Source organism: Neobacillus driksii (assembly GCF_013409995.1).
In the GTDB taxonomy this organism is placed as follows: Bacteria; Bacillota; Bacilli; order Bacillales; family Cytobacillaceae; genus Neobacillus; species Neobacillus driksii.
In genome coordinates, this window is sequence record NZ_JACCBX010000007.1 from 60756 (window position 1) to 81784 (window position 21029).

Here is a 21029-nt window from a genome sequence, read left to right on the forward strand (position 1 = left end):
CGTGAGAGCTATAATAAAAGGAAAATGGTTTGTCCTTTTGTCTTGGATCGCAGTCATTGCTGTTCTTTTTATGTCTGCGCCAAATATGGAACAACTTGTCCGTGATAAAGGGCAAATTAGCGTTCCCGAAGGCTATTCTTCTACATTAGCGGAGGAGATTTTAAACGACGTTCAGTCTAATGAAAATAGCGGGAATGAATTACAAACAGCATTAGTATTCCATAGTGATAAAAAGTTAACAGAAGAAGACTTTTCAAAGGCAGAAAAAGCGATTCAACAGCTAGAAAAAAACAAGAGTAAATTAGGGATAACTTCGATTCTAACTCATTTCAATCAAGAAGAATTGAAGGAACAGCTTGTATCAGCGGACGGAAAAACGATCCTTGTTTCATTGAACGTAACAGCAAATGACCGTGAAGCAAAGGAAATTACAAAAGCGCTATATAATGCTCTGGAAAATGTGGAATTAGACCATTATTATACAGGCAACTGGTTAATATCTGAGGATCTTGTAACAAATTCGCAAGAAGGTCTAAAGAAGACCGAAGGAATTACCGTTGTATTTATTTTAATTGTGCTATTGCTTGTGTTCAGATCAGCAATTGCTCCAATTATACCTTTAGTAACCGTCGGATTCAGCTATTTAGCCGCTCAATCGATCGTTGCTATTTTAGTAGATAAAGTGGATTTCCCATTATCCACCTTTACGCAGATATTCTTGGTAGCTGTATTGTTTGGTATTGGGACTGATTATTGTATTTTGCTGCTTAGTCGTTTTAAAGAAGAAATGTCTAAGAATGATAGTGTTGTAGAAGCAATTGTTATTACGTATCGTAATGCCGGAAAAACGGTATTCTTTAGTGGTTTAGCCGTGATGATTGGTTTTGCATCGATTGGTTTTTCAACCTTTGTACTTTATCAGTCAGCAGCTGCTGTAGCAATCGGTGTTGCATTATTGCTAGTAGCTCTGTTTACCATTGTTCCGTTTTTTATGGCTGTGTTAGGTAAGAAATTATTCTGGCCATCTAAGGGTAAGCTTGAACATGGTGAAAGTAAATTTTGGGGCTTTGTTGGTAGCTTTGCTTTAGCACGTCCTTTAATTGCGCTCCTCATTGTAGCGGCCATTTCAGTTCCGGCGTTATTCACATATGATGGAGATTTGTCGTTTAACTCATTAGAAGAAATTGGTGATGAGTTCAATTCTATACAGGGATTTAATATTATTTCTGATGGATTCGGTCCTGGTGAATCCATGCCGACACAAATTGTCATTAAAAATGATGACGAGCTGAATTCGTCTGAATACATTGCTCTGACGGAAAAGATCAGCCAAGAGCTCAATAAAATCAGTGGAGTTGACACAGTCCGTTCGGTAACACGACCTACTGGTGAAACGATTGATGATTTATATATTTCGGAGCAAGTAAAAAGCCTGGAGGACGGTTTGGGTCAAGGGAATGAAGGACTTGAACAGATTAGCAGCGGTCTTGCCGATGCAGGCAGTCAGCTCGCAGCCAACCAGCCGAAAATGGAAGAGGCTGCTGATGGAATCAATCAATTGATTTCCGGCACAACCCAGCTGCAAACAGGCATGGGAACCATTCAGGAAAACCTTGCAAAAATAGAAGATGGATTAAATAAAGGTGCTGCTGGAACCACTCAGGTAAAAGAAGGTCTAGCGGTGATCAAGACAAAATCTGCCGAAGTTTTGGCGGGCAGTAAACAGCTGCAAGAGGGATATAAGCAGGCAGCAGAGGGATTAACTACACTCGAAGGAAACTATGAAAAGGCTGCGAAGGGCGTAAGTGATTTAAATACGTCCCTAATGGCAGCGAATCAATATTTTACTAATTTAGAAAATCAATATAGTGGTATTGAGGAAAATGATAATTATAAAGCCATTAAAATGACCATTCAGGGATCTCAAGTGGCAACAGCAGAATTAGCAGGAAGCTTAAATCAATTGAACGCGGGATTAAAAGGTGCTCAGGAAGGAATTAGCTTTGCGAATGGTAAATTCTCAGAAGCCATTGCAGGTCAGGAAGCACTTGTAAAAGGAATGGAAGATCTCATAAAAGGTCTGACAGAGATTGAATCTGGACTTTACACCATGGGAAATGGCCAAGGACAAATAGTTGACAGCCTGCCTCAATTTTCAAATGGCCTGAATGGATTGAATAGCGGCCAGCAACAGATTTTAACAGGCTTTAAGGATATGAGCGGTCAAATTACTCAGCTTTCAGATGGGTTAACAGAAAGCGCAGATGGCTTAAATCAGGTCTCGGATGGGTTGGAGTCTGCACAGGAGTATCTAGCTGGGGTGTCGGAACAAGAGCAAAATGGTTTCTTTATTCCACAAGAAGTACTCGATGGCAAAGACTTTAAGCAGGTATTAGACACCTATATGTCAAAGGACCGGAAAGTTATGACAATTGATGTAGTCTTTAACAAGAACCCTTACTCTAATGCAGCTCTTAATACAGTTCCTGAAATTAAGCAAACAGTGGAACGGGTTGTAAAGGATACGAAGCTTGAAAATGCAGAAATAGCGGTAGGCGGTGTATCAAGTATGCACCATGACCTCGATAATATTTCACAGGCTGACTATTCTCGAACAGTAGTACTTATGCTAATTGGGATTACCATCATTCTAATCATCCTATTCCGTTCGATCATTATGCCTTTATACTTGATTGGCTCATTAATCTTAACGTATTTTACTTCTATGGCACTTGCTGAAGTATTATTTGTAAATATTTTAGGCTATTCAGGTATTAGCTGGGCCGTTCCGTTCTTTGCATTTGTAATTTTAATCGCACTAGGAATTGACTACAGTATTTTCTTAATGGACCGATTTAATGAGTTTAAACATCTGCCAGTAGAACAAGCAATTCTCATTTCAATGAAGAAAATGGGAACGGTTATTATCTCAGCGGCAGTCATTTTGGGCGGTACCTTCGCGGCAATGATGCCGGCTGGTGTTTTATCATTACTTCAAATTGCGGCCATTCTATTAATCGGACTATCACTCTATGCTTTAGTGATTTTACCATTGTTTGTTCCAGTCATGGTTAAAACCTTTGGCGAGGCAAACTATTGGCCGTTTAAAAAGAATACCGATACTGTTGTTCATGATCATTCCACACATATGTAACAAAAGAGCACGCTGAAGAATCTCAGCGTGCTTTCTTTCTACTCAACAATGACAGTTCCTTTATACATATTCATCCCACACGTAAAGGTATATTCCCCTTCTTTGTTAGGGGTAAAGGTTAATTTTGTTGTACCAGCTTTTAGATTTACATTATTTAAATTGAAATCCGGCATCATAAAGGTGGAAAAACAGCTATTGTCACCTGGATTTGTAATGTTTAATTCCACTGGTACCCCTTTTTTAACTTTTATTACATTTGGCGAATAGCCAGTGGGCGTTACCATCATGTCTATTTTAGGGTTAGTTTCAACTGTTATATCCAGTTCCGTTTTTGCTGGAGTATTATTTGTCTCCTGTTTTTGAGCTGCTTCGGCCTCACCAGGAATTTTAACAAGATCGCTACTGTATAAAAATAAAAATAATGCAATGAGAACAAGTCCTGCTGAAAAAATATTAAACGGTGAAATCCCTTGCGTATCAAGTGAAAGCTTACCATTTGTATCAACGATGATAAATAAAATAACTAGACTAAGAATAATAACATACAAGCCTAGCAATATCCCAAGCATGATGGTTGGGTTATCGAACTGAAGAATTGCACCTAGTAGGGCACCGATAATTCCACTTATGATACCGGAAACCGATCCGCTTAATATCGCCAAAATCCCAACAGGCTGACCTGCTATAAAACCTAGGACAAAACCGATTAAGACGGCTAAGCCAACTGGAAAAAATAATTCTCCCGAAAGTATTCCACTGATGTAACCGGATAAAAGGCCACCCATCATTGTCAGGACGGTGACGACCATCGTACCTGAAAGTTTGGCAAGTTTATATTTCTTCCGATGTAACAGGAAAATTGAATATCCAGTCAATAAAGCCATCAAAACTATTGTGAAAATCGATAATATATACATGTAACTATCTCCTCTAACTATTAATAAACAATATATGTACATTATAAATGCAATAATTAAAATAAAGATTGTCATTTCGGTGTAGTTTATGAACGTTTAATGAAAACTCTTGCGGAAATAAAAAAAGACGTGATTAACGTCCTTTAGGATTAATATTTTTTTCATTATCTATGGTGTTTTTATAGATTCTTTTTAAAGCTTCATTTTGCATTTTCATAAGGTCTAGTAAGTATCGTTTTTCTTCTTCTTCCTGATCAATCTCATTTGTTTCTTCCTTTTTCAAGGATATCACCTCATTCCTCCTAATTGTAACCGAAATCCAAGCTGGAAATAAAGTATGCAGGAATGTAATCAGAATATTTTTCCATAATAATATTTGACATTTGCGTATTTGAAATATATAATTTCTTCAAAAATACTATTTGAAACTGTGATGAGGATTAGTAAAATGTAAGGTGTCTTACAAAGAGAGGAAACCATTGGTGGAAGGTTTCTTAAGACAGACATTTGAACCTGCCTCGGAGTTCTGTATCGGATTCTTTTTTGAAGATACATGCGGATAAAATCCGTTATCATGTCGAGAGTATAAAGCATTTGCTTTATGAATTTAGGGTGGTATCGCCAGGTCTTGGTCCCTTTTTGGGGCCAAGGCCTTTTTATATTTTAGGCTGTGTTAAAACGTAATATTGATTTTGGCACCTGTTGATTTGCGCGGAAGGCACGAAGACTCCTGCAGGAGGACGGGACAGGGGAGACCCCGCAGACGCTTTAGCGTCGAGGAGGCTTCCCGAACCGCCTGCGGAAAGCGAAGTGCCTGGAGCGCAAATCAACAGTCCAGTCTAACACAGCGATATTTAAAAAAATAATGAGGTGTCAACATGGCTAAGGAATTTGTAAAAGATGTTACCAGTATGGACGAGGATTTCGCCCAATGGTATACCGATGTCGTAACAAAAGCAGACTTAATTGATTATTCAAGTGTACGCGGATCGATGATCATCCGCCCTTATGGGTATGCACTTTGGGATAATATTAAAAATGAATTAGATCGCCGCATCAAAGAAACAGGACATGAAAATGTCTACATGCCATTATTTATCCCTGAGAGCTTGCTTCAAAAAGAAAAGGATCATGTTGAAGGCTTTGCACCTGAAGTGGCTTGGGTTACACACGGCGGTTCTGAGGAACTTGCTGAACGTTTAGTTGTACGCCCGACATCTGAAGTACTTTTCTGTGAGCATTACAGCAATATTATTCATTCATACAGGGATTTACCAAAGCTTTATAATCAATGGGCAAACGTAGTCCGCTGGGAAAAAACGACTCGTCCATTCTTACGTACATTAGAGTTTTTATGGCAGGAAGGTCACACTGCACATGCGACTGATGAAGAAGCGATGGAAGAAACGATCAAAATGCTGAATGTATATGCAGCGATTTGTGAAGAGATTCTTGCGATTCCAGTAGTAAAAGGTCAAAAAACAGAAAAAGAAAAATTTGCTGGTGCAAAAGCTACTTTTACAATCGAAAGCTTAATGCATGATGGTAAAGCCCTTCAATCCGGAACATCTCACCACTTTGGAACAGGTTTCGCGAAAGCATTCAATATCCAATATACCGATAAAGAAGGAAAGCTTCAGTATGTCCACCAAACATCATGGGGCTTTACAACAAGAATCATTGGAGCGTTAATCATGGTTCATGGTGACGACCGCGGTCTTGTGATTCCTCCAAAAGCTGCGCCAACTCAAGTGATGATTGTGCCAATCGCTCAGCACAAAGAAGGAGTTCTTGATTTCGCTTATGATTTGAAGAAGTCATTATCCGGTGTTGCTCGTGTGGATATCGACGCCAGCGATAAAAAGCCAGGCTGGAAATTCAATGAATACGAAATGAAGGGAATTCCAGTTCGTTTAGAAGTTGGACCAAAAGACATTGAAAACAAACAGGTTGTGTTGGTAAGAAGGGATACTTTAGAAAAGGTATTTGTTCCTTTAGATCAATTAGAAACTGAGCTTGTAGAATTACTCGATGATATTCAATCTAATTTATATAATAAAGCTTTGAATCACCGTGAAGAAAGAACATCTGTAGCAGTAACACTTCCTGAATTAAAGGAAAAGCTTGAAGCGAAACCAGGCTTCATTAAAGCAATGTGGTGCGGTGAACTTTCTTGTGAAGAGAAAATCAAAGAAGAAACAACAGCCACTTCAAGATGTATTCCTTTTGAACAAGAACAGGTTTCTGAAACTTGTGTATGCTGCGGGAAAGAAGCAGATAAAATGGTTTATTGGGCAAAAGCATATTAATAAGTTCGTGGAGACTCTTTCTTTTTGGAAGAGTCTTTATTAATGGAGACCTTTGTGAAGCCCAAAATGTAGGGGAAATCGGAAAAGTGGTTGTCATGAAGGGTTCATGAGGCACAAAGTGAAAGGGAAAATAAAAAAGTGGTTGTCATGAAGGGTTCATGAGGCCCAAAATTCAAGGGAAATCGAAAAAGTGGTCTTCATGGAGGACTCATGAAGCCCAAAGTCGAAATTGAAAACTGAAAACGGTCCTCATGATAACCAATAAAGGGGGAGATAACGTGAAACCATTATTACTAGAATTTCCAGAGGAGTTTACTACTGAAAGATTAATAATCCGCAAGCCTTTGCCTGGTGATGGGAAATTTGTATATGAAGCAATACAAGCGTCATTGAATGAACTAAAGCCGTGGATGGCATTTGCTCATATGAATCAAACAGAACAAGATGTAGAAGCGAATATAAGAGATAGTATTGCGAAGTTTATAACCCGTGAAGATTTAAGATTACATCTATTCAATAAGGAAACTGGTGAATTTATTGGTTCATCAGGTCTTCATAGAATTAATTGGGATATACCAAAGTTTGAGATCGGCTATTGGATTGATACTCGTTTTTCTGGGAGAGGATATATAACGGAATCGACTGAAGCCATTACGAAATTTGCCTTTACCGAACTTAACGCTAAACGTGTTGAGATTCGTTGTGATCCACGAAATACCAAAAGTCGAGCCATTCCAGAAAAATTAGGTTTTACCCTTGAGGGAATCTTAAAAAATGAAGGTATATCTGTCGAAAGTAAGGAACCGAGAGATATCTGCGTTTTTGCAAAGACGAAATAATACTATTAAATTAGAGAGTTTTCCGGGAGTTTATGTTCTTGAAAACTCTTTTTTGTTTTTTATTAAAGTATTATAGGAAACTACATAACCAATTATTACTTATATTTATCCAATATAGTATAATTATGGAAGTGCGCTTCATAGACAACGCTAATTTCTTTCATATTAAAGATATTGAAAAAGTTTCAGATGAAGAATTGTATAACAATCTCCTAAATGAATTTCCAGCGTGGCTAACCGAAGCTAAAACCAAGGGTATACTTTAATTTGCTATACAATTAGTTAGTTGAAATATTTTTTTAAGGAGGAGAAAAAATGAATCCGATTTTACTAGAGTTTCCGGAAGAATTCGAGACAGAAAGATTATTTATCCGTAAACCGTTACCAGGCGATGGCATAGCAGTCTATGACGCAGTTCAAGCTTCATTGAATGAATTAAAACAATGGATGTCTTGGGCTCATAAAACTCAAACGGTTGAAGATATGGAAGCAAACATGCGTGATGCACATGCTAAGTTTCTAACCCGAGAAGACCTACGATTGCACCTCTACAAGAAAGATACAGGTGAATTTATCGGATCTTCCGGCTTACATAGAATTAAATGGGACATTCCAAGGTTTGAAATCGGTTATTGGATTGATACACGCCATCAAGGCAACGGGTATATGACCGAAGCAGCCGAGGCAATAACCAATTTTGCTTTTAAGGAACTAAACGCTAAGCGAGTTGAAATCCGATGTGACTTTAATAACGTAAGAAGTAAGGCTATCCCAGAAAGATTAGGATTCACATTAGATGGCATTTTAAAAAACTATGCTATATCGGCCGATGGAAAAGAACTAGTAGATGAATGTGTTTATTCCAAAACAATTTAGTCAAATAATCAGTCAGAGTACCAACATTCTAGTATCTAGGGTTCAATAGGGTCCGCGCTTACCGGTTGAGGAATCAGGTTAAGCATCTGAGTTGATAAATAAGCGGAGAAATTCCGCTTAATTCGTAATTAGTATTAAAAGAAGCTTAAATAGACGGAGAGATTCCGCTTATTGGCTCGGTAAATTCTAAAATAGGGGATTTTGCTTTGATTAAGCGGAAAACCTCCGCTTATATCCCCCGAAACAAGCCCCATTTTGCATTTAACCGGAAAATTTCCGTTTATTTTTTCTTTTGCCAGATACTCGATTTAGGACAAGTCATATTAACTAAAAGAGAGTGAGTTTTTGTGGCTGTGTTAATGAAGTTCTAGTTCTAATTAACCAAATTTAATAGTGTGTGATTTGCATCACTTACTCCAAGTGTGTTTTCTCATATAATCACTATATAAACAGTGATAACTACATAAGGAGTGATAGTTTTGTTAGATCGCAACACAATTGAAATCATTAAATCAACGGTTCCCGTTTTGGAAAAACACGGTCAAGCCATTACAACACGTTTTTACCAAATGATGTTTGGTAACCATCCAGAACTATTAAATATCTTTAACCATGCAAACCAAAAACAAGGAAGACAACAAAAAGCACTTGCTGGTACGGTTTATGCCGCAGCACAATATATTGATAATCTTGAAGCGATCCTACCAGTGGTGAAACAAATTGCTCATAAGCACAGAAGTCTTGGAATTAAAGCCGAACATTATCCGATCGTAGGAAAGCACTTGTTATTAGCTATTAAGGATGTTCTAGGTGACGCGGCAACGGATGAAATCATTGACGCATGGGGAAAGGCATATAACGTTATTGCTGATGCCTTTATCGGTGTTGAGGCAGAAATGTATGAAGAAGCTTCCTCACAACAAGGCGGCTGGGATGGTTTCCGAAACTTTATTGTCGACAGGAAAGTGAAAGAAAGCGATGTAATTACATCGTTCTACCTAAAGCCTGAGGACAATAAAGAAATTGCTCATTTCCTTCCAGGTCAGTATATTAGTATTAAACTTGAAATCCAGGGTGAGGAATTTACACATATTCGTCAATATAGTCTATCCGATGTACCCGGTAAAGATTATTACCGTATTAGCGTAAAACGTGAAGCAGGTACGGCAAACCCCGACGGAATGGTTTCAAATTATCTTCATAATACTGTTACCGAGGGAGAAATCCTAAAGGTAAGTGCTCCAGCAGGAGATTTTGTTCTTGATACTGAAAAAAATACACCTGTTGTGTTATTAAGTGGTGGTGTTGGATTAACGCCAATGTTAAGTATGTTAAAAACAGTGGTTGAAGTTCAGCCGGAAAGAAACGTAACGTTTATTCACGCAGCAGCTAATGGTAATGTTCATGCATTAAGAGGGGAAGTTGACTCACTATCTGCTCTAGACAATGTAAATTCATTTTTCTTTTATGATTCACCAACAGAAGAAGACCGTCAGAACCATGGCTTCGATGTTGAAGGATATGTGACTCAAGACTGGCTTGTCAATAACATTCCTACTTTAGATGCAGACTTCTATTTCTGTGGTCCTGTACCATTTATGAAATCAATCAATACTTCTTTAAAGAATTTAGGAGTTGCAAAAGAGAGAATTCACTATGAATTCTTTGGACCAAAAGGCAGTTTAGAAGAAAGTGTGAAGGAAGAACCGGTTTCCGTTTAGGAAATCGGTTTTTTTCTGTCTTGAAAGTTTGATTCATCCAGTAATTGTGATTAAATAAAAGGTAGAAATAGCCAGAAAGGATGAAGCCATGTGAATAAAAAAGTCATAAAATCTGTAACCTTGATATCAGTAATTTTTTGCCTCCTCTGGCTGGTTGGACTTGGATGGGCTGTAACTGAATATTATGCAGGCAAGCCTGATAAGATCCAAGAGAAAACCAATGTAGAAAGGAAAACAGAGAAAAAAGATGACTTACATATTGTGGCAATAGGTGATTCTCTAACAAGAGGAACAGGTGACGAAACAGGAAAAGGTTATGTAGGGTTTCTTCTGGATGAAATAAAGGAAAAATCAAAGCAGGATGTTCGGCTGACGAATCTTGGCATCAGCGGTCAGGAATCTGACCAACTTAAAGAGCAGATTCAGCAGACCGAAGTGAAGCGGCAGCTGCAAAGCGCAGATATGATTTTAGTAACAATGGGCGGCAATGATTTGTTCAGAGGCGGACAAGGCTTACTAGAATTTGAAAATGCTGATATTGAGGAAATTGAGAAAAAGTTCCTGGAGAATATGAACTTTATTTTTCAACAGATTCGTGCAAGCAATAGTGAAGCTAATGTCTTCTTTATCGGTTTATATAATCCCTTTAGTGATTTAGAGCAGGGGAAAGAAATGTCTGCAGTTGTTCGTCACTGGAACTATCAAAGTGCAGAACTAAGTGCAGCATTTCCAAAAATGGTGTTTGTACCAACATTTGATCTCTTCGAGTTGAAGGTTAATGATTATCTGTATACTGACAAGTTCCATCCGAATACCAAAGGGTACCGTTTAATAGCTGAACGAGTGGCCTCATTGCTAACCTGGTAAGGAGACCAGACATATGGAGAATATTACGTTATCTGTACATAATTTAAAAAAGGTAATTGGAAAAAAAGAAATCATTAAAGGAATTAGTTTTGAGTTAAGGGAAGGCGAGGTATTCGGTTTCTTAGGTCCTAATGGTGCAGGGAAAACGACAACCATCCGAATGCTGGTCGGATTAATTAAACCCACATCCGGAAGTATTCATATTGGCGGTTATAATATTGTCGACCACTTTGAGGAAGCCATGAAGCATCTTGGCTGTATTGTTGAGAATCCCGAATTATATCCGTATTTGTCTGGTTATGACAACCTGCTCCATTTCGCACGAATGCTGGATGGAATAGGGGAACAGCGGATCAGTGAGGTAACGGAACTTGTAGGTCTAAGAGATCGCATTCATGATAAAGTTAAAACCTATTCCTTAGGGATGAGACAGAGACTTGGGATTGCACAAGCCCTTTTAGGAAGACCTAAGGTTTTAATACTTGATGAACCAACGAATGGACTAGATCCTGCTGGAATTAGGGAAATGCGGGAATTTATCCGCTTTCTTGCCGAAGAAGAAGGACTAAGCGTTCTTGTTTCCAGCCATTTATTAAGTGAGATCCAATTATTATGTGACCGTGTGGCAATCATTTCCAGAGGAACTGTAATTACAACCGACACAGTTGATAACTTGTTATCCAATCGTGAACGCGTAGTATGGCGTTTCCATCCGCTTGAAAAGGGGAAAGAGGTGTTAGGTTCCCTCACTGCCATTGAAGAAAGGGAAGATGGTACCATCACGACGGAATACGATGAAATCAAGACTGCTGAATGGAATAAAAAGCTGGTAGAAGCAGAGGTATCCGTGACTGAAATGTATCGAAAAATGCCAGTATTAGAAGATTTGTTCCTCGAACTAACCGGGGGTGATTCGATTGAATAAGCTTATTCAGAATGAAATGATGAAACTGATTGCTAAAAAAAGATTAGTGGTAATCGCAATCATCATAGGTATATTGGTTGCTTTATTCACCTATGCACAATTTAAAGAGAATGAACGGCAAAGAGAAAAATTGGGAACAGATGATTGGCGGACCATCATTCAACAAACGATTATTGATCAGCAAAACCGTATTAGCAGCCCTCGGATATCAGATGAATGGAAACAACAGCTCCAAATAGCCTTACAGCAAAATCAATATTATCTTGATCATGACATAAACCCATCAGAGCCAGGAGCTCCTACGTTTATGAGGATTTTTTTAGAGAACTCCATTGAATTGTTCATTCCTTTAATGGTTATGGTGATTGCCAGTGATATCGTGTCTTCTGAACACAGTCAAGGCTCGATTAAGCTGCTGTTGACGAGACCGGTTAAGAGATGGAAGGTCCTTCTAAGTAAGTACATAACGCTCATACTTGCCATCTCTTTAATTGTTGCCATTGCCGGACTGCTGTCCTACAGTATTTCAGGATTGGTTTTTGGGTATAAAGGCTGGGGAGCTCCGGTATTGACAGGGTTTAGTGTAACGGACGCGGGTCTAAATACTGCCAGCGTGAAGTTAATCGATCAATGGCAGTTTTTATTAATGGATTTTGGACTTGTTTGGCTGGTGGCCATTGTAGTGGGAACACTTTCCTTCATGTTATCCGTACTCATTCGCAGTACAGCTGCCGGCATGGGTGTAATGTTAGCTGCACTCATTGCTGGTGCGATCCTAAGTAACATGGTTTCTTCCTGGGAATCAGCTAAATACTTCTTCATGGTGAATTTAAAGTTAACAAATTACATGAATGGAAATCCACCGCCAATCGAAGGGATGACATTGTCTTTTTCAATGATGGTCCTTCTCATTTGGTGGGCTGCGGGATTATTTGTTTCCTTTTATGTATTTACAAAAAAGGATGTCTATTAATAAAAGTAAAAGAGTTATTCCTGGAATATGAATAACTCTTTTTTTTATTGGTCATCTGATTTTTTTCTTGCTTCTCTCAGGTATTCTTTAATTCTATTTAACATCGTTTTCCTGCGTACACTCTAATATCAAATTGATTTTCTTCGAGTGTTAAACGGGGAAATGCCTGTTGAATAATAAACCTTTTACCATCAAGCAGGTTATTTTCAATAAACTGATACACTTTGGTTTTTCCTTGAATGATTTCAGAAAAGCTTCCCTATTCGATTTGAAAGTGTTCGTCATCTAAAGAAGTAACTAAAATCGAGATTTTATTGTCATGACAAGGATGTAAGTATACTTGATAGTACTTATTTACATATTCAAAACAACAGCTCTCATTTAGTAATGCTGTTTCTGGTAAGTGTGGAGCAATCCTTTTATCTGATATTAAGTGGGAATACGTGCTGAATTTTTCATTTATGACTCTCACCATGGATCATTCCCCTTAAATGTAGCTTTCTTATTATACTATTCAGGTGATTCTTAAAATGGAGGGCAGAAGTCCTATTAAGAAAAATAATCTTGTACAAAAAAACCACCTTCAGGTCGAAAGGTGGTTTTGTTGCCTGACATTGGGGGATATAGGCAACGTATTTATTAGGGATATTCTAATCAATGGGAAGAAAGGGAGGGAGCCTTACTCCATTGGTTAAACTGAATTACTGATTTGCAGTCACTTTAACTGGTTCTTTACTAAATCCAAAGTGTTGTTTAATGATGAGGGAAGGACCTCCAAGGTTAAGTAAATAGCGAGCTTCAATTACTTGTTTCATAAAGGAACCAAATAATCCAGAAAGTCTAAAATTACCAACCTTCCCTACGGCAGCAAAGTTTCCAATAGACGCCACAGAACCTTTGTGATGATATTCAAACGAATTTAAGGTTTCTCCTCGCAGGGCAGCAACAATATTTTTTGCACATACATCAGCTTCCTGAAGTGCCACCTGGGCTGTTGGAGGCAATGCATTTTTTTCATCCTTCATGAATAAAGAGCAGTCACCAATACTAAAGATGTTTTTCGTATCCTTAACGCGGAGATATGAGTCAACAGGGAGTTTACCTTTTTCAACCGGTAACCCGCAGTTTTGAACAATTGGATTGCCCTTTACACCACATGACCAAATTAATGTTCGTGTTGGAATCTCGATATTATTTTCAAGTACAACCTTTTCAGGTGTACACTCTAAAATTTTTGTAGACATATACATGTTGATATTAAACTTTTCTAATATTTCCGTTGTATATTGAATAGATTCTTTAGGGAAAAACGGAATGACAGAAGGTGCAGCCTCGACAGCCACAATTTTTACTTCTTCATATGGGACATCATACTTTTTACAAAACTTTGGAAGTCCTTCTGCTAGTTCACCTAGCATTTCAACTCCTGTAAATCCACCGCCAGCCACAACAAAGGTAAGACGGGATGGATCCTTGTCCTCTTTATATTGGGTTAATTGTCTTGTAATCTGATTATAAATAGCTTTGGTGCTTCTAAAGCTTCGGATAGCAAAGGCATGTTCCTTAATTCCAGGGATGCCAAAGGTTTCGATATCAAAACCTAAAGCAATTAAGAGGTAGTCATATTCTACAGATACGCCGTCCTCAAGGTATACGGCTTGATTTTTAACATCAACACTCGTTACACTGCCTTTAATAAAGTTTGTTTTTTGTTCATTAATCAACTCTGGGATTTCCATCGCAATTTGACGGTCGGCTGCAGTACCCGCTCCAGTTTTATGCAGTTGTGTCGTAATATAATGGTATTCATGTTTATTAATTAAAGTAACGTCTGCTTCTCCAGATTTTAGAAGCTTCTCAAGCTTCTTACTTGTGATGATACCACCGTATCCGGCTCCTAAAATTACAATTTTTGGCTTATTCATATTAATCTCTCTCCCAACAATAGGCAAAATTATCTACAATTTCTATTGTGCATTACTTCACAAGAAGCCTGAAAAAATATAGAGCCTTTCTGCTCATTTGTCTTGTGAAATGTTTCACATATCTTCTATATTCATAGAATACGATATCCTATATGAATAAACAAGTAGGTTAATACATTAAAATTTGTCAAATTGGTAAATTTTTTTTGGACATAATGGGTATGATAAATTCGTGCAAATTTAATGATTGGTTAAATTTTGAACGAATATAGGAAAGAAAGTAGGAGATTGAAATGAAATTTAGAATGTTGATCATGATTCTAGGATTATTACTTACCATGCCAGGTTTTACATCTGCGAATGTTCAGACACCTAATGATAGTGAAAACCGAGCTGAAAAAAGAACGGTTCCAGGCTCTCAGGATAAAGAAGAGGACAAGGAGTCAGAAGAATGTGATTGTGAAAAACAAAAGCATAGTCACAAAGACTGGCAGGCAAAAATGGCTGAGCGTGAACAAAAACTGCTAGCATGGGTGGATCAATATACTCCCAATAAAAAAGCAGAATGGACAAAGGTTTTAGCGGAGAAGAAAGAACTCAGAACGAAGTGGCTAAGTCCCGAAAATGCACAAAAGCGTGAGAAGTGGAAGCAAGAAAAAATGGCAAAAATACAGGAGTTAAAGAAACAATTAGATGAAGGAAAAATCACAAAAGAGGAATTTGTGCAAAAGGCACATGGCGGTAAGGCTATGGGGCATTGGAAAACGTACCATGAACTTAAGGCTGCAGTTGAGGCGAAAAATGATAAGCAGGCTGCTGTTCTCTTAAATAAATTACTAGAACAATCTAAACAACATAACGAGAAAATTAAAGCAATGGTAGCGGAATAATCTTGTAAATAAGTAAGACACCAAACCTTTAACGATTTGGTGTCTTTTCAATTTCCTCTACATTGATAAGGATATAATCCTTATAATACACAATTAACTCATTTTTGGAATGAGCAGCTTTTTGTATTACACAATGGTTTCGGCAAAAAAGGGGAATCTCTATTGAACCATCATGAAAAATCATAAAAGTAAATTCATCCGATAATGGTGACTCTTCATTCCGAATCATGACAAACGTTCCTGTAAATGAGGAGAGGTTTATACTATTTTCAGTTTCTGCTTTTCTTGCTTGAATAAGGAATTTGTTATTTACCTGTTGATAGAGATTTTTTAAAAAAATAAGTAGTGCGATAAAGCCGGAGAGTAATACGGCCACCATATAGGTTTCAGGAATGGTGGGTATTGTAAGAGAAATTCCGAAAAATAAGAGGGCAGCAAATAAATGATAATACATTTAAAAACACCTTCTTTTATGGGGATGGAAGGGTAGAGGAATCTGGATGTTCTTTTTATAATTATCTTTATATTTAGAATACTATAAATAATTCGTGGCGTAAATTGAAATAATCTGTTGCTGTTAAAAAGATTAATTTGAGGGAACATTTAAGTAGTAAAGTAATAAAAGGAGGGAAATTAAGATGGCAAGAAATCGAATGCTTTTGACAACGGCAGCATTAGGGGCAGCTTATTTACTGAGAAATGAAAAGGTGAGGAAGAAGTTAGTTAATCAACTTCAGGCATTTACAGGTAAATCACGGCGATAAAAAAGATGCAAGCTGCCCATGCAGCTTGCACTTATTTTTTAAGGTCGATTCTTTCCTTTTGTGCCTCTTTCAGGTCATCTTGAAACTCTTCTTTGATATCATTTGTGATTCCTTCCGTTGCACGCTTAAACTCGCGAATGGACTTCCCGACAGCACGGCCAACCTCAGGCAGTTTATTCGGACCAAAAACAATTAACGCAAGGACTAGAATTAAGATTAATCCGGGTACACCAATATTTGAAAGCATAACGTGATCTCCTTTTTTATATAACTAAATTAGATTGAACATAGTGGTATAAAAGCTTAGCTGTATTTTCAATCGATGATTCATGTGTGCGTTCAAAGGCATGTGAGGAATCGATCCCTGGACCAATTAAGCCGTGTACGATATCATGACCAGAACGAATCGCTGCTGAGGCGTCGGACCCATAGAAAGGATAGATATCGAGTTTATATTCAATATTGTTTTCTTCCGCAAGCCGTACTAGATTTTTACGAAGTGCATAATGGTACGGTCCGCTGGCATCCTTCACACAGATAGAAACGGTATATTCATCGGTTGACTGGCCATCACCCATGGCACCCATATCAACCGCTAAGTACTCAACCGTTTCAGGGGTGATATTGGAGTTGCCCCCGTATCCAATTTCCTCATTGTTTGAGATTAAAAAATGTGTTGTGTATGGCAATTGAATATTTTCCTCTTTTAATTGCTTCATTAATTGTAAAAGGATCGCCACGCTGGCTTTATCATCTAAGTGACGTGATTTAATAAATCCGCTGGGAGTAACTTCTACCCGTGGGTCAAAGGAAACGAAATTGCCAACCTCAATTCCAAGGGCTCTAACATCCTGTGCATTATGTACTTTTTCATCAATTCGGATTTCCATATTTTCTTGATTGCGCTCCGCTTTTCCAGCGTCTTTATAAACGTGGACAGAGGTCTGGTGCATAAGAATTGTACCTGTGAATTTTTTACCGGTGCTCGTTTCGATTTGGCAGTATTCACCCTCGATTGAGTTGAACTTAAATCCACCAATTAAGTCGATTTTTAGTCGTCCGTTTGACTTTATTTCCTTGACCATGGCACCAAGTGTATCCACATGTGCAGTAAGCATGCGGTGCTGACTTGAATCCTTTCCATCTAGTGTTGCGATAAGACCGCCTTTACGGTTTCTTCTTGTTTCAACTTTTAATTCTGCGAGGTATTTTTCTACGTAGGAAATCACTTCATTGGTATTTCCTGATGGACTCGGGATTGATACTAAATCCACAAGTAATTTCATTGTTTCCTCTGTGTTTTTGTTTGTCAAAGCTAAATCCCCTTTCTGATTAACACTCTTTCCTATTATAACATCATATTTAAAAATCAATCTAAAAACAAAACCTGGCAACTTTTGCGTTGGTTCTGCATAGTTTTGAAAGTGATGGACTAATCCTTGGAAATACAGTTATAAACCGATAGAACTAGCTATAAGAGGGATAAATCCATATGATCAAATAACTAAAGGTTTGTGGAGGAGAAAAATGAGCAGGCTTGAACTATATCACAAAAAGACGAAGCAATTTTCTTGGAAGGGACCAATTTTTTTGATTCTAACTTTTTTCATAGTGGCAGTCGGCTTCTTCTTGTTTCGATATTATTATCAAAGTTCGATAAAAATTGAATCGCCGGAAGAAAAATTAGGTTCCAAAGTGGTGGTCCATCTTCCAGATGGAAAAGAGGTATTTACTTATGAAAATTATATTTTTGAAAAGGACGGAAGAACTTACTATAAGGGTGAGCGGAACACGATTGATTTAACAGGAGGAACGGTTACGTATGAAAATTGGGAATGAACGGTAAAAAGACTAGGGGGGTCCTAGTCTTTTTGCTGTTTTTCACGTAGATACTGCTAAAACCATCCTTTTTTCTTAAACCAAAGAAACAGAGAAAATCCAATAATGCCCATCAACATAAGAGAAAAAGGGTAGCCGTACTTCCATGATAATTCGGGCATATTCTTAAAATTCATTCCAAAAATTCCAGCAATAAAGGTTAACGGAGCAAATATAGAAGTCATAATGGTTAGAACCTTCATGACATTATTTGTCTGATGTGAATTTAAAGATAGATAGTTATCTCTAATGTCTGCCGTGATTTCTCTGTTTGCCATTGTCATTTCCGATAATTTTAATAAATGGTCGTAAATGTCTGAAAAATATTCTTTACGTTTAATAATGGTTACCAAATGCTGCGAGTTTAACATCCGGTAGAGGAGATCACGCATTGGATTAATGGTATGCGTGAGGTTCAATAACATATACCGTGTTTCAAATAAACTTTTGAGGAGATTGTTCATTGGATTATTTAGCGTGTTATCTTCAATTTCATCCAATATATCCTCAATTTTATAAATAATGGGAAAGTAATTATCTACTATTTTATCAAGAATTTCATAAAACACATGATGGGTAGTGAAATTCTTGATGTCTTTTTGGGTGGTTAGTCTTCCCATCACTTGAGAGACCTCAATAGAGGGAATGAGGTGAAATGTAACGATAAAGTCTTCTCTTACAAAAAAGTCCAGCTCCTCTTTGATAATTTCTTTTTCGACTTCACGAACAATATGGGTTATAAAAAATGTGTAGTCATCATAATAATCCAGCTTTGGTCTTTGCGGTGATTTGTATAAACAATCTTCAATAGCCAGCGGATGGAATTGAAAAGTTTCTGTTAAATGCTGAACCTCTTCATTCGTAGGTTCACTAAAATCTACCCAGAACCATTTATATTTATCGAGATTCAAATCATTAATAGAAACTTGTTTTTCTATTTTATTGTCTTTTGTAATACCTATTAGGCTCATCATAATAAAACATCCTTCGTTAAAATAAATCAATATACATAATCATAACGATAACCAACGCTTTTTTCAAAAATTTACTGTCAGCATTTTTAAAGGGTTGGTCTTTTTTGCGGAATAAAATGCCATATACTAAGGAAAGGTAAGGATATTACTTTTTATGAGGGATAAAAATGTCCATTCAACATGTTAAAGAATTATTAAAAGCAAAAATCCCAAAGGCTGAAGACCTGGTTATGAAGGAATTGCAAGCCACAGGAAAACATCTAGAAGTGATGTATTATAAAACCTTAAGTGATGAGGCATAATTACAAACCTATCTAATCAAACCTTTTTATGAAATATCTACTCCAGATCAGTTTTTAGCGTATCTTCAATCACATCCGAAAGTGAAATCCATCGAAAGTGAAGAAAAAGTACCGGAAGAGCTTATCAGAGGAATTAGCATACTTTTCTTTCAAGAAAACGTATTTTTATTAGATGTAAAACTGGAAAAAAACAATGCTGTAAGTGATACATCAGCTGAAATTACGATTCTTGGTCCGCAATCAGGTTTTAGCGAAAGTCTTCCAACTAATATTGGGCTTATCCGCACAGCGTTATCCAGAGGAAACATTAATGATTGAATCAACGAATATAGGTTCTATCTCAAAAACAGTAGTTAACATTATTTATGATTCAAAGAAAGTGGATAAAGACGTATTGAAGCAAGTAAAGGATTTTCTTTCTGCCGTTGAAATAGAAATGTTTCAATCAGGTGAGCAATTGTTAGATTTTACAAAAAAGTCACAACATGTTCTGTTTCCTACGATCATGGTAACGGAAAGACCTGACAGGACAGTTATAAACATAGCGGCAGGGAAAATAATTTTACTTGTTCAAGGATCGCCTTTTGCCGTTTTAATGCCTACAGTACTTAAAGATCAAATGGCGTCTATGGCTGATATTTACCAAACCTATTGGATTGGGAAATTTTTATTACTTCTGCGTTATATTGGTTTATTTACTACGATCACATTGCCAGCATTGTATGTAGCACTTGTAAGCTATAATCCAGAGGTTTTTCGAGTCCAGTTGGCACTTTCTGTAGCTGGCAGCAGGCATGCTGTCCCATACCCATCTTTTGTTGAGGTCATTCTGATGTTAATCATGATGGAGTTATTGATGGAAGCAAGCATTCGTCTTCCAAAAGCTATCGGACCAACCGCAACAACGGTAGGCGGATTAATTTTAGGACAGGCTGCAACAGAGGCAGGACTTGTTAGTACAATTATGATCATTATTGTCTCTTTAGGGGCGATATCCAATTTTGTTATCCCGATTAGTACCTTTAGTTTTGCAATTAGAGTATCTAAGTATTTTATTTTATTATTGTCTATTTTTTATGGGTTAGTTGGTGTGATTTTGGGTTTGTTTCTCCTTCTCGCCTACATGGTTAGTCTTGATAGTTTTGGAAAACCATACTTAACCTTTAGAGAAGAAAAAATATAATTAAGGCTTTACTCGGAATCGGATGGTGGGTATGGATCGCTATTTTTTATATTTAGTTTTATTAAATATGCTGACGAATGTCATTATTTTTGTACCCAGATTTCTAATTCAATACCGATTTGACGGAATGTTAATTAGTATTGTGATAGCCATTGTTGCTGGGATGGCTTTAATGTATGCAGATACTGTTATCTATGCTAGGTTTCCTGGACAGGGTTTCCCCGAAATTATCAAAAACAGACTAAATAAACCGTTACGTATATTGATACTAATAACTTTTGCGGTTTTTTGGTTTTTTGCTGGATTGTTAACCCTTTTAGGGTACATAGATATCCTTCATCGGTTTATTAACCCCGAGCTGTCAAAGGTGTTACTTTTAACGTTTTTTTTACTTATTCTCTGTTTTGTCATTCAATTTCCAACAAAAAAAGTGATGTACCTGCTTGAAATCATTCTGTATATTAATGTTCCGTTTATTGCGTTCATTTTTATAAAAGCTGTTACTAGTGATTATTAAGTTGGGATTCTATTT

General features: G+C 37.3%; 24 protein-coding genes, 1 pseudogene and 1 other annotated feature. Of the genes and pseudogenes, 16 read left to right on the forward strand and 9 right to left on the reverse strand.

Going from position 1 to position 21029, the window contains the following annotated elements; genetic code table 11:
- Nucleotide 1: 1 nt before the first annotated feature.
- The gene (locus F4694_RS16405) at nucleotides 2–3154 is read left to right on the forward strand and encodes an MMPL family transporter (protein ID WP_179599875.1); all 3153 of its coding nucleotides are present in this window, start codon (nucleotides 2–4) and stop codon (nucleotides 3152–3154) included.
- 38 nt (nucleotides 3155–3192) lie between these two features.
- Here F4694_RS16405 and F4694_RS16410 read toward each other — a convergent pair whose 3' ends face one another.
- Both F4694_RS16410 and F4694_RS16415 read right to left on the reverse strand, forming a co-directional pair.
- Entirely contained in the window at nucleotides 3193–4071 is an 879-nt protein-coding gene (locus F4694_RS16410) for a cupredoxin domain-containing protein (protein WP_179599877.1), read from the reverse strand.
- Between the two features lie 133 nt (nucleotides 4072–4204).
- A complete protein-coding gene (locus F4694_RS16415; RefSeq protein ID WP_179599879.1) occupies nucleotides 4205–4363 on the reverse strand; it encodes a hypothetical protein in 159 nt (52 codons plus the stop codon).
- A gap of 129 nt (nucleotides 4364–4492) precedes the next feature.
- Nucleotides 4493–4711, forward strand: a binding site (T-box leader).
- Nucleotides 4712–4949: 238 nt separating this feature from the next.
- Between F4694_RS16415 and proS the strand changes: the two genes are divergently transcribed.
- The 8 genes and pseudogenes from proS (at nucleotide 4950) to F4694_RS16455 (ending at nucleotide 12581) form a co-directional block, all read left to right on the forward strand.
- Nucleotides 4950–6380 carry a proline--tRNA ligase gene (gene proS / locus F4694_RS16420; protein WP_179599881.1) on the forward strand — a complete coding sequence of 477 codons (1431 nt, stop codon included), beginning with the start codon at nucleotides 4950–4952 and terminating at the stop codon, nucleotides 6378–6380.
- A 278-nt stretch (nucleotides 6381–6658) separates the two neighbouring features.
- Nucleotides 6659–7219 carry a GNAT family N-acetyltransferase gene (locus F4694_RS16425; RefSeq protein WP_179599883.1) on the forward strand — a complete coding sequence of 187 codons (561 nt, stop codon included), beginning with the start codon at nucleotides 6659–6661 and terminating at the stop codon, nucleotides 7217–7219.
- 125 nt (nucleotides 7220–7344) lie between these two features.
- Nucleotides 7345–7485, forward strand: a pseudogene (locus tag F4694_RS32240) (VWA domain-containing protein); the annotation flags it as partial.
- Between the two features lie 49 nt (nucleotides 7486–7534).
- Complete coding sequence (locus F4694_RS16435) at nucleotides 7535–8095, forward strand: GNAT family N-acetyltransferase (RefSeq protein WP_179599888.1); 561 nt, start codon at nucleotides 7535–7537, stop codon at nucleotides 8093–8095.
- A 479-nt stretch (nucleotides 8096–8574) separates the two neighbouring features.
- Nucleotides 8575–9816 carry an NO-inducible flavohemoprotein gene (gene hmpA / locus F4694_RS16440; protein WP_179599890.1) on the forward strand — a complete coding sequence of 414 codons (1242 nt, stop codon included), beginning with the start codon at nucleotides 8575–8577 and terminating at the stop codon, nucleotides 9814–9816.
- Between the two features lie 90 nt (nucleotides 9817–9906).
- A complete protein-coding gene (locus F4694_RS16445; RefSeq protein WP_179599892.1) occupies nucleotides 9907–10683 on the forward strand; it encodes an SGNH/GDSL hydrolase family protein in 777 nt (258 codons plus the stop codon).
- 13 nt (nucleotides 10684–10696) lie between these two features.
- The gene (locus F4694_RS16450; protein ID WP_179599894.1) at nucleotides 10697–11608 is read left to right on the forward strand and encodes an ABC transporter ATP-binding protein; all 912 of its coding nucleotides are present in this window, start codon (nucleotides 10697–10699) and stop codon (nucleotides 11606–11608) included.
- Nucleotides 11601–12581, forward strand: a complete 981-nt coding sequence (locus tag F4694_RS16455) for an ABC transporter permease (RefSeq protein WP_179599896.1) — start codon at nucleotides 11601–11603, stop codon at nucleotides 12579–12581. Before F4694_RS16450 ends, F4694_RS16455 begins: the two co-directional genes overlap by 8 nt.
- Before the next feature lie 97 nt (nucleotides 12582–12678).
- Here F4694_RS16455 and F4694_RS31780 read toward each other — a convergent pair whose 3' ends face one another.
- From F4694_RS31780 to F4694_RS16465, 3 genes are all read right to left on the reverse strand, one after another.
- The gene (locus F4694_RS31780; protein WP_218895700.1) at nucleotides 12679–12804 is read right to left on the reverse strand and encodes a YheC/YheD family protein; all 126 of its coding nucleotides are present in this window, start codon (nucleotides 12802–12804) and stop codon (nucleotides 12679–12681) included.
- 36 nt (nucleotides 12805–12840) lie between these two features.
- On the reverse strand, nucleotides 12841–13056 hold the full coding sequence (locus tag F4694_RS16460) for a YheC/YheD family protein (RefSeq protein WP_179599898.1): 216 nt from the start codon (nucleotides 13054–13056) through the stop codon (nucleotides 12841–12843).
- Between the two features lie 226 nt (nucleotides 13057–13282).
- Complete coding sequence (locus F4694_RS16465; protein ID WP_179599900.1) at nucleotides 13283–14506, reverse strand: NAD(P)/FAD-dependent oxidoreductase; 1224 nt, start codon at nucleotides 14504–14506, stop codon at nucleotides 13283–13285.
- Nucleotides 14507–14799: 293 nt separating this feature from the next.
- Here F4694_RS16465 and F4694_RS16470 point away from each other — a divergent pair, with 293 nt between their 5' ends.
- A complete protein-coding gene (locus F4694_RS16470) occupies nucleotides 14800–15396 on the forward strand; it encodes a hypothetical protein (RefSeq protein ID WP_179599902.1) in 597 nt (198 codons plus the stop codon).
- A 28-nt stretch (nucleotides 15397–15424) separates the two neighbouring features.
- On the opposite strand, the gene F4694_RS16475 is transcribed toward F4694_RS16470, so the two are convergent.
- Nucleotides 15425–15850: a hypothetical protein gene (locus F4694_RS16475; RefSeq protein WP_179599904.1), complete on the reverse strand. Its 426-nt coding sequence runs from the start codon at nucleotides 15848–15850 to the stop codon at nucleotides 15425–15427.
- Nucleotides 15851–16034: 184 nt separating this feature from the next.
- On the opposite strand from F4694_RS16475, the gene F4694_RS32245 reads away from it, so the two are divergent.
- The gene (locus F4694_RS32245) at nucleotides 16035–16160 is read left to right on the forward strand and encodes a hypothetical protein (protein ID WP_257029272.1); all 126 of its coding nucleotides are present in this window, start codon (nucleotides 16035–16037) and stop codon (nucleotides 16158–16160) included.
- A gap of 31 nt (nucleotides 16161–16191) precedes the next feature.
- On the opposite strand, the gene tatA is transcribed toward F4694_RS32245, so the two are convergent.
- On the reverse strand, nucleotides 16192–16407 hold the full coding sequence (tatA, locus tag F4694_RS16480; RefSeq protein ID WP_179599906.1) for a twin-arginine translocase TatA/TatE family subunit: 216 nt from the start codon (nucleotides 16405–16407) through the stop codon (nucleotides 16192–16194).
- Between the two features lie 16 nt (nucleotides 16408–16423).
- A complete protein-coding gene (locus tag F4694_RS16485) occupies nucleotides 16424–17446 on the reverse strand; it encodes a M42 family metallopeptidase (RefSeq protein WP_179600465.1) in 1023 nt (340 codons plus the stop codon).
- Between the two features lie 241 nt (nucleotides 17447–17687).
- On the opposite strand from F4694_RS16485, the gene F4694_RS16490 reads away from it, so the two are divergent.
- Nucleotides 17688–17999, forward strand: coding sequence for a hypothetical protein (locus F4694_RS16490; protein ID WP_179599908.1), 312 nt, complete (start codon nucleotides 17688–17690; stop codon nucleotides 17997–17999).
- Nucleotides 18000–18055: 56 nt separating this feature from the next.
- Here the strand turns inward: F4694_RS16490 and corA are convergent, their stop codons facing one another.
- Nucleotides 18056–19012, reverse strand: coding sequence for a magnesium/cobalt transporter CorA (corA, locus tag F4694_RS16495; RefSeq protein ID WP_179599910.1), 957 nt, complete (start codon nucleotides 19010–19012; stop codon nucleotides 18056–18058).
- Nucleotides 19013–19179: 167 nt separating this feature from the next.
- On the opposite strand from corA, the gene F4694_RS32250 reads away from it, so the two are divergent.
- From F4694_RS32250 to F4694_RS16505, 4 genes are all read left to right on the forward strand, one after another.
- A complete protein-coding gene (locus F4694_RS32250; protein ID WP_257029274.1) occupies nucleotides 19180–19314 on the forward strand; it encodes a hypothetical protein in 135 nt (44 codons plus the stop codon).
- An 81-nt stretch (nucleotides 19315–19395) separates the two neighbouring features.
- A complete protein-coding gene (locus F4694_RS32255) occupies nucleotides 19396–19632 on the forward strand; it encodes a spore germination protein (RefSeq protein ID WP_308806360.1) in 237 nt (78 codons plus the stop codon).
- Nucleotides 19625–20497, forward strand: a complete 873-nt coding sequence (locus tag F4694_RS16500; protein ID WP_257029275.1) for a spore germination protein — start codon at nucleotides 19625–19627, stop codon at nucleotides 20495–20497. Before F4694_RS32255 ends, F4694_RS16500 begins: the two co-directional genes overlap by 8 nt.
- A gap of 31 nt (nucleotides 20498–20528) precedes the next feature.
- On the forward strand, nucleotides 20529–21014 hold the full coding sequence (locus F4694_RS16505) for a hypothetical protein (protein ID WP_179599912.1): 486 nt from the start codon (nucleotides 20529–20531) through the stop codon (nucleotides 21012–21014).
- The last annotated feature ends 15 nt before the right edge of the window (nucleotides 21015–21029 follow it).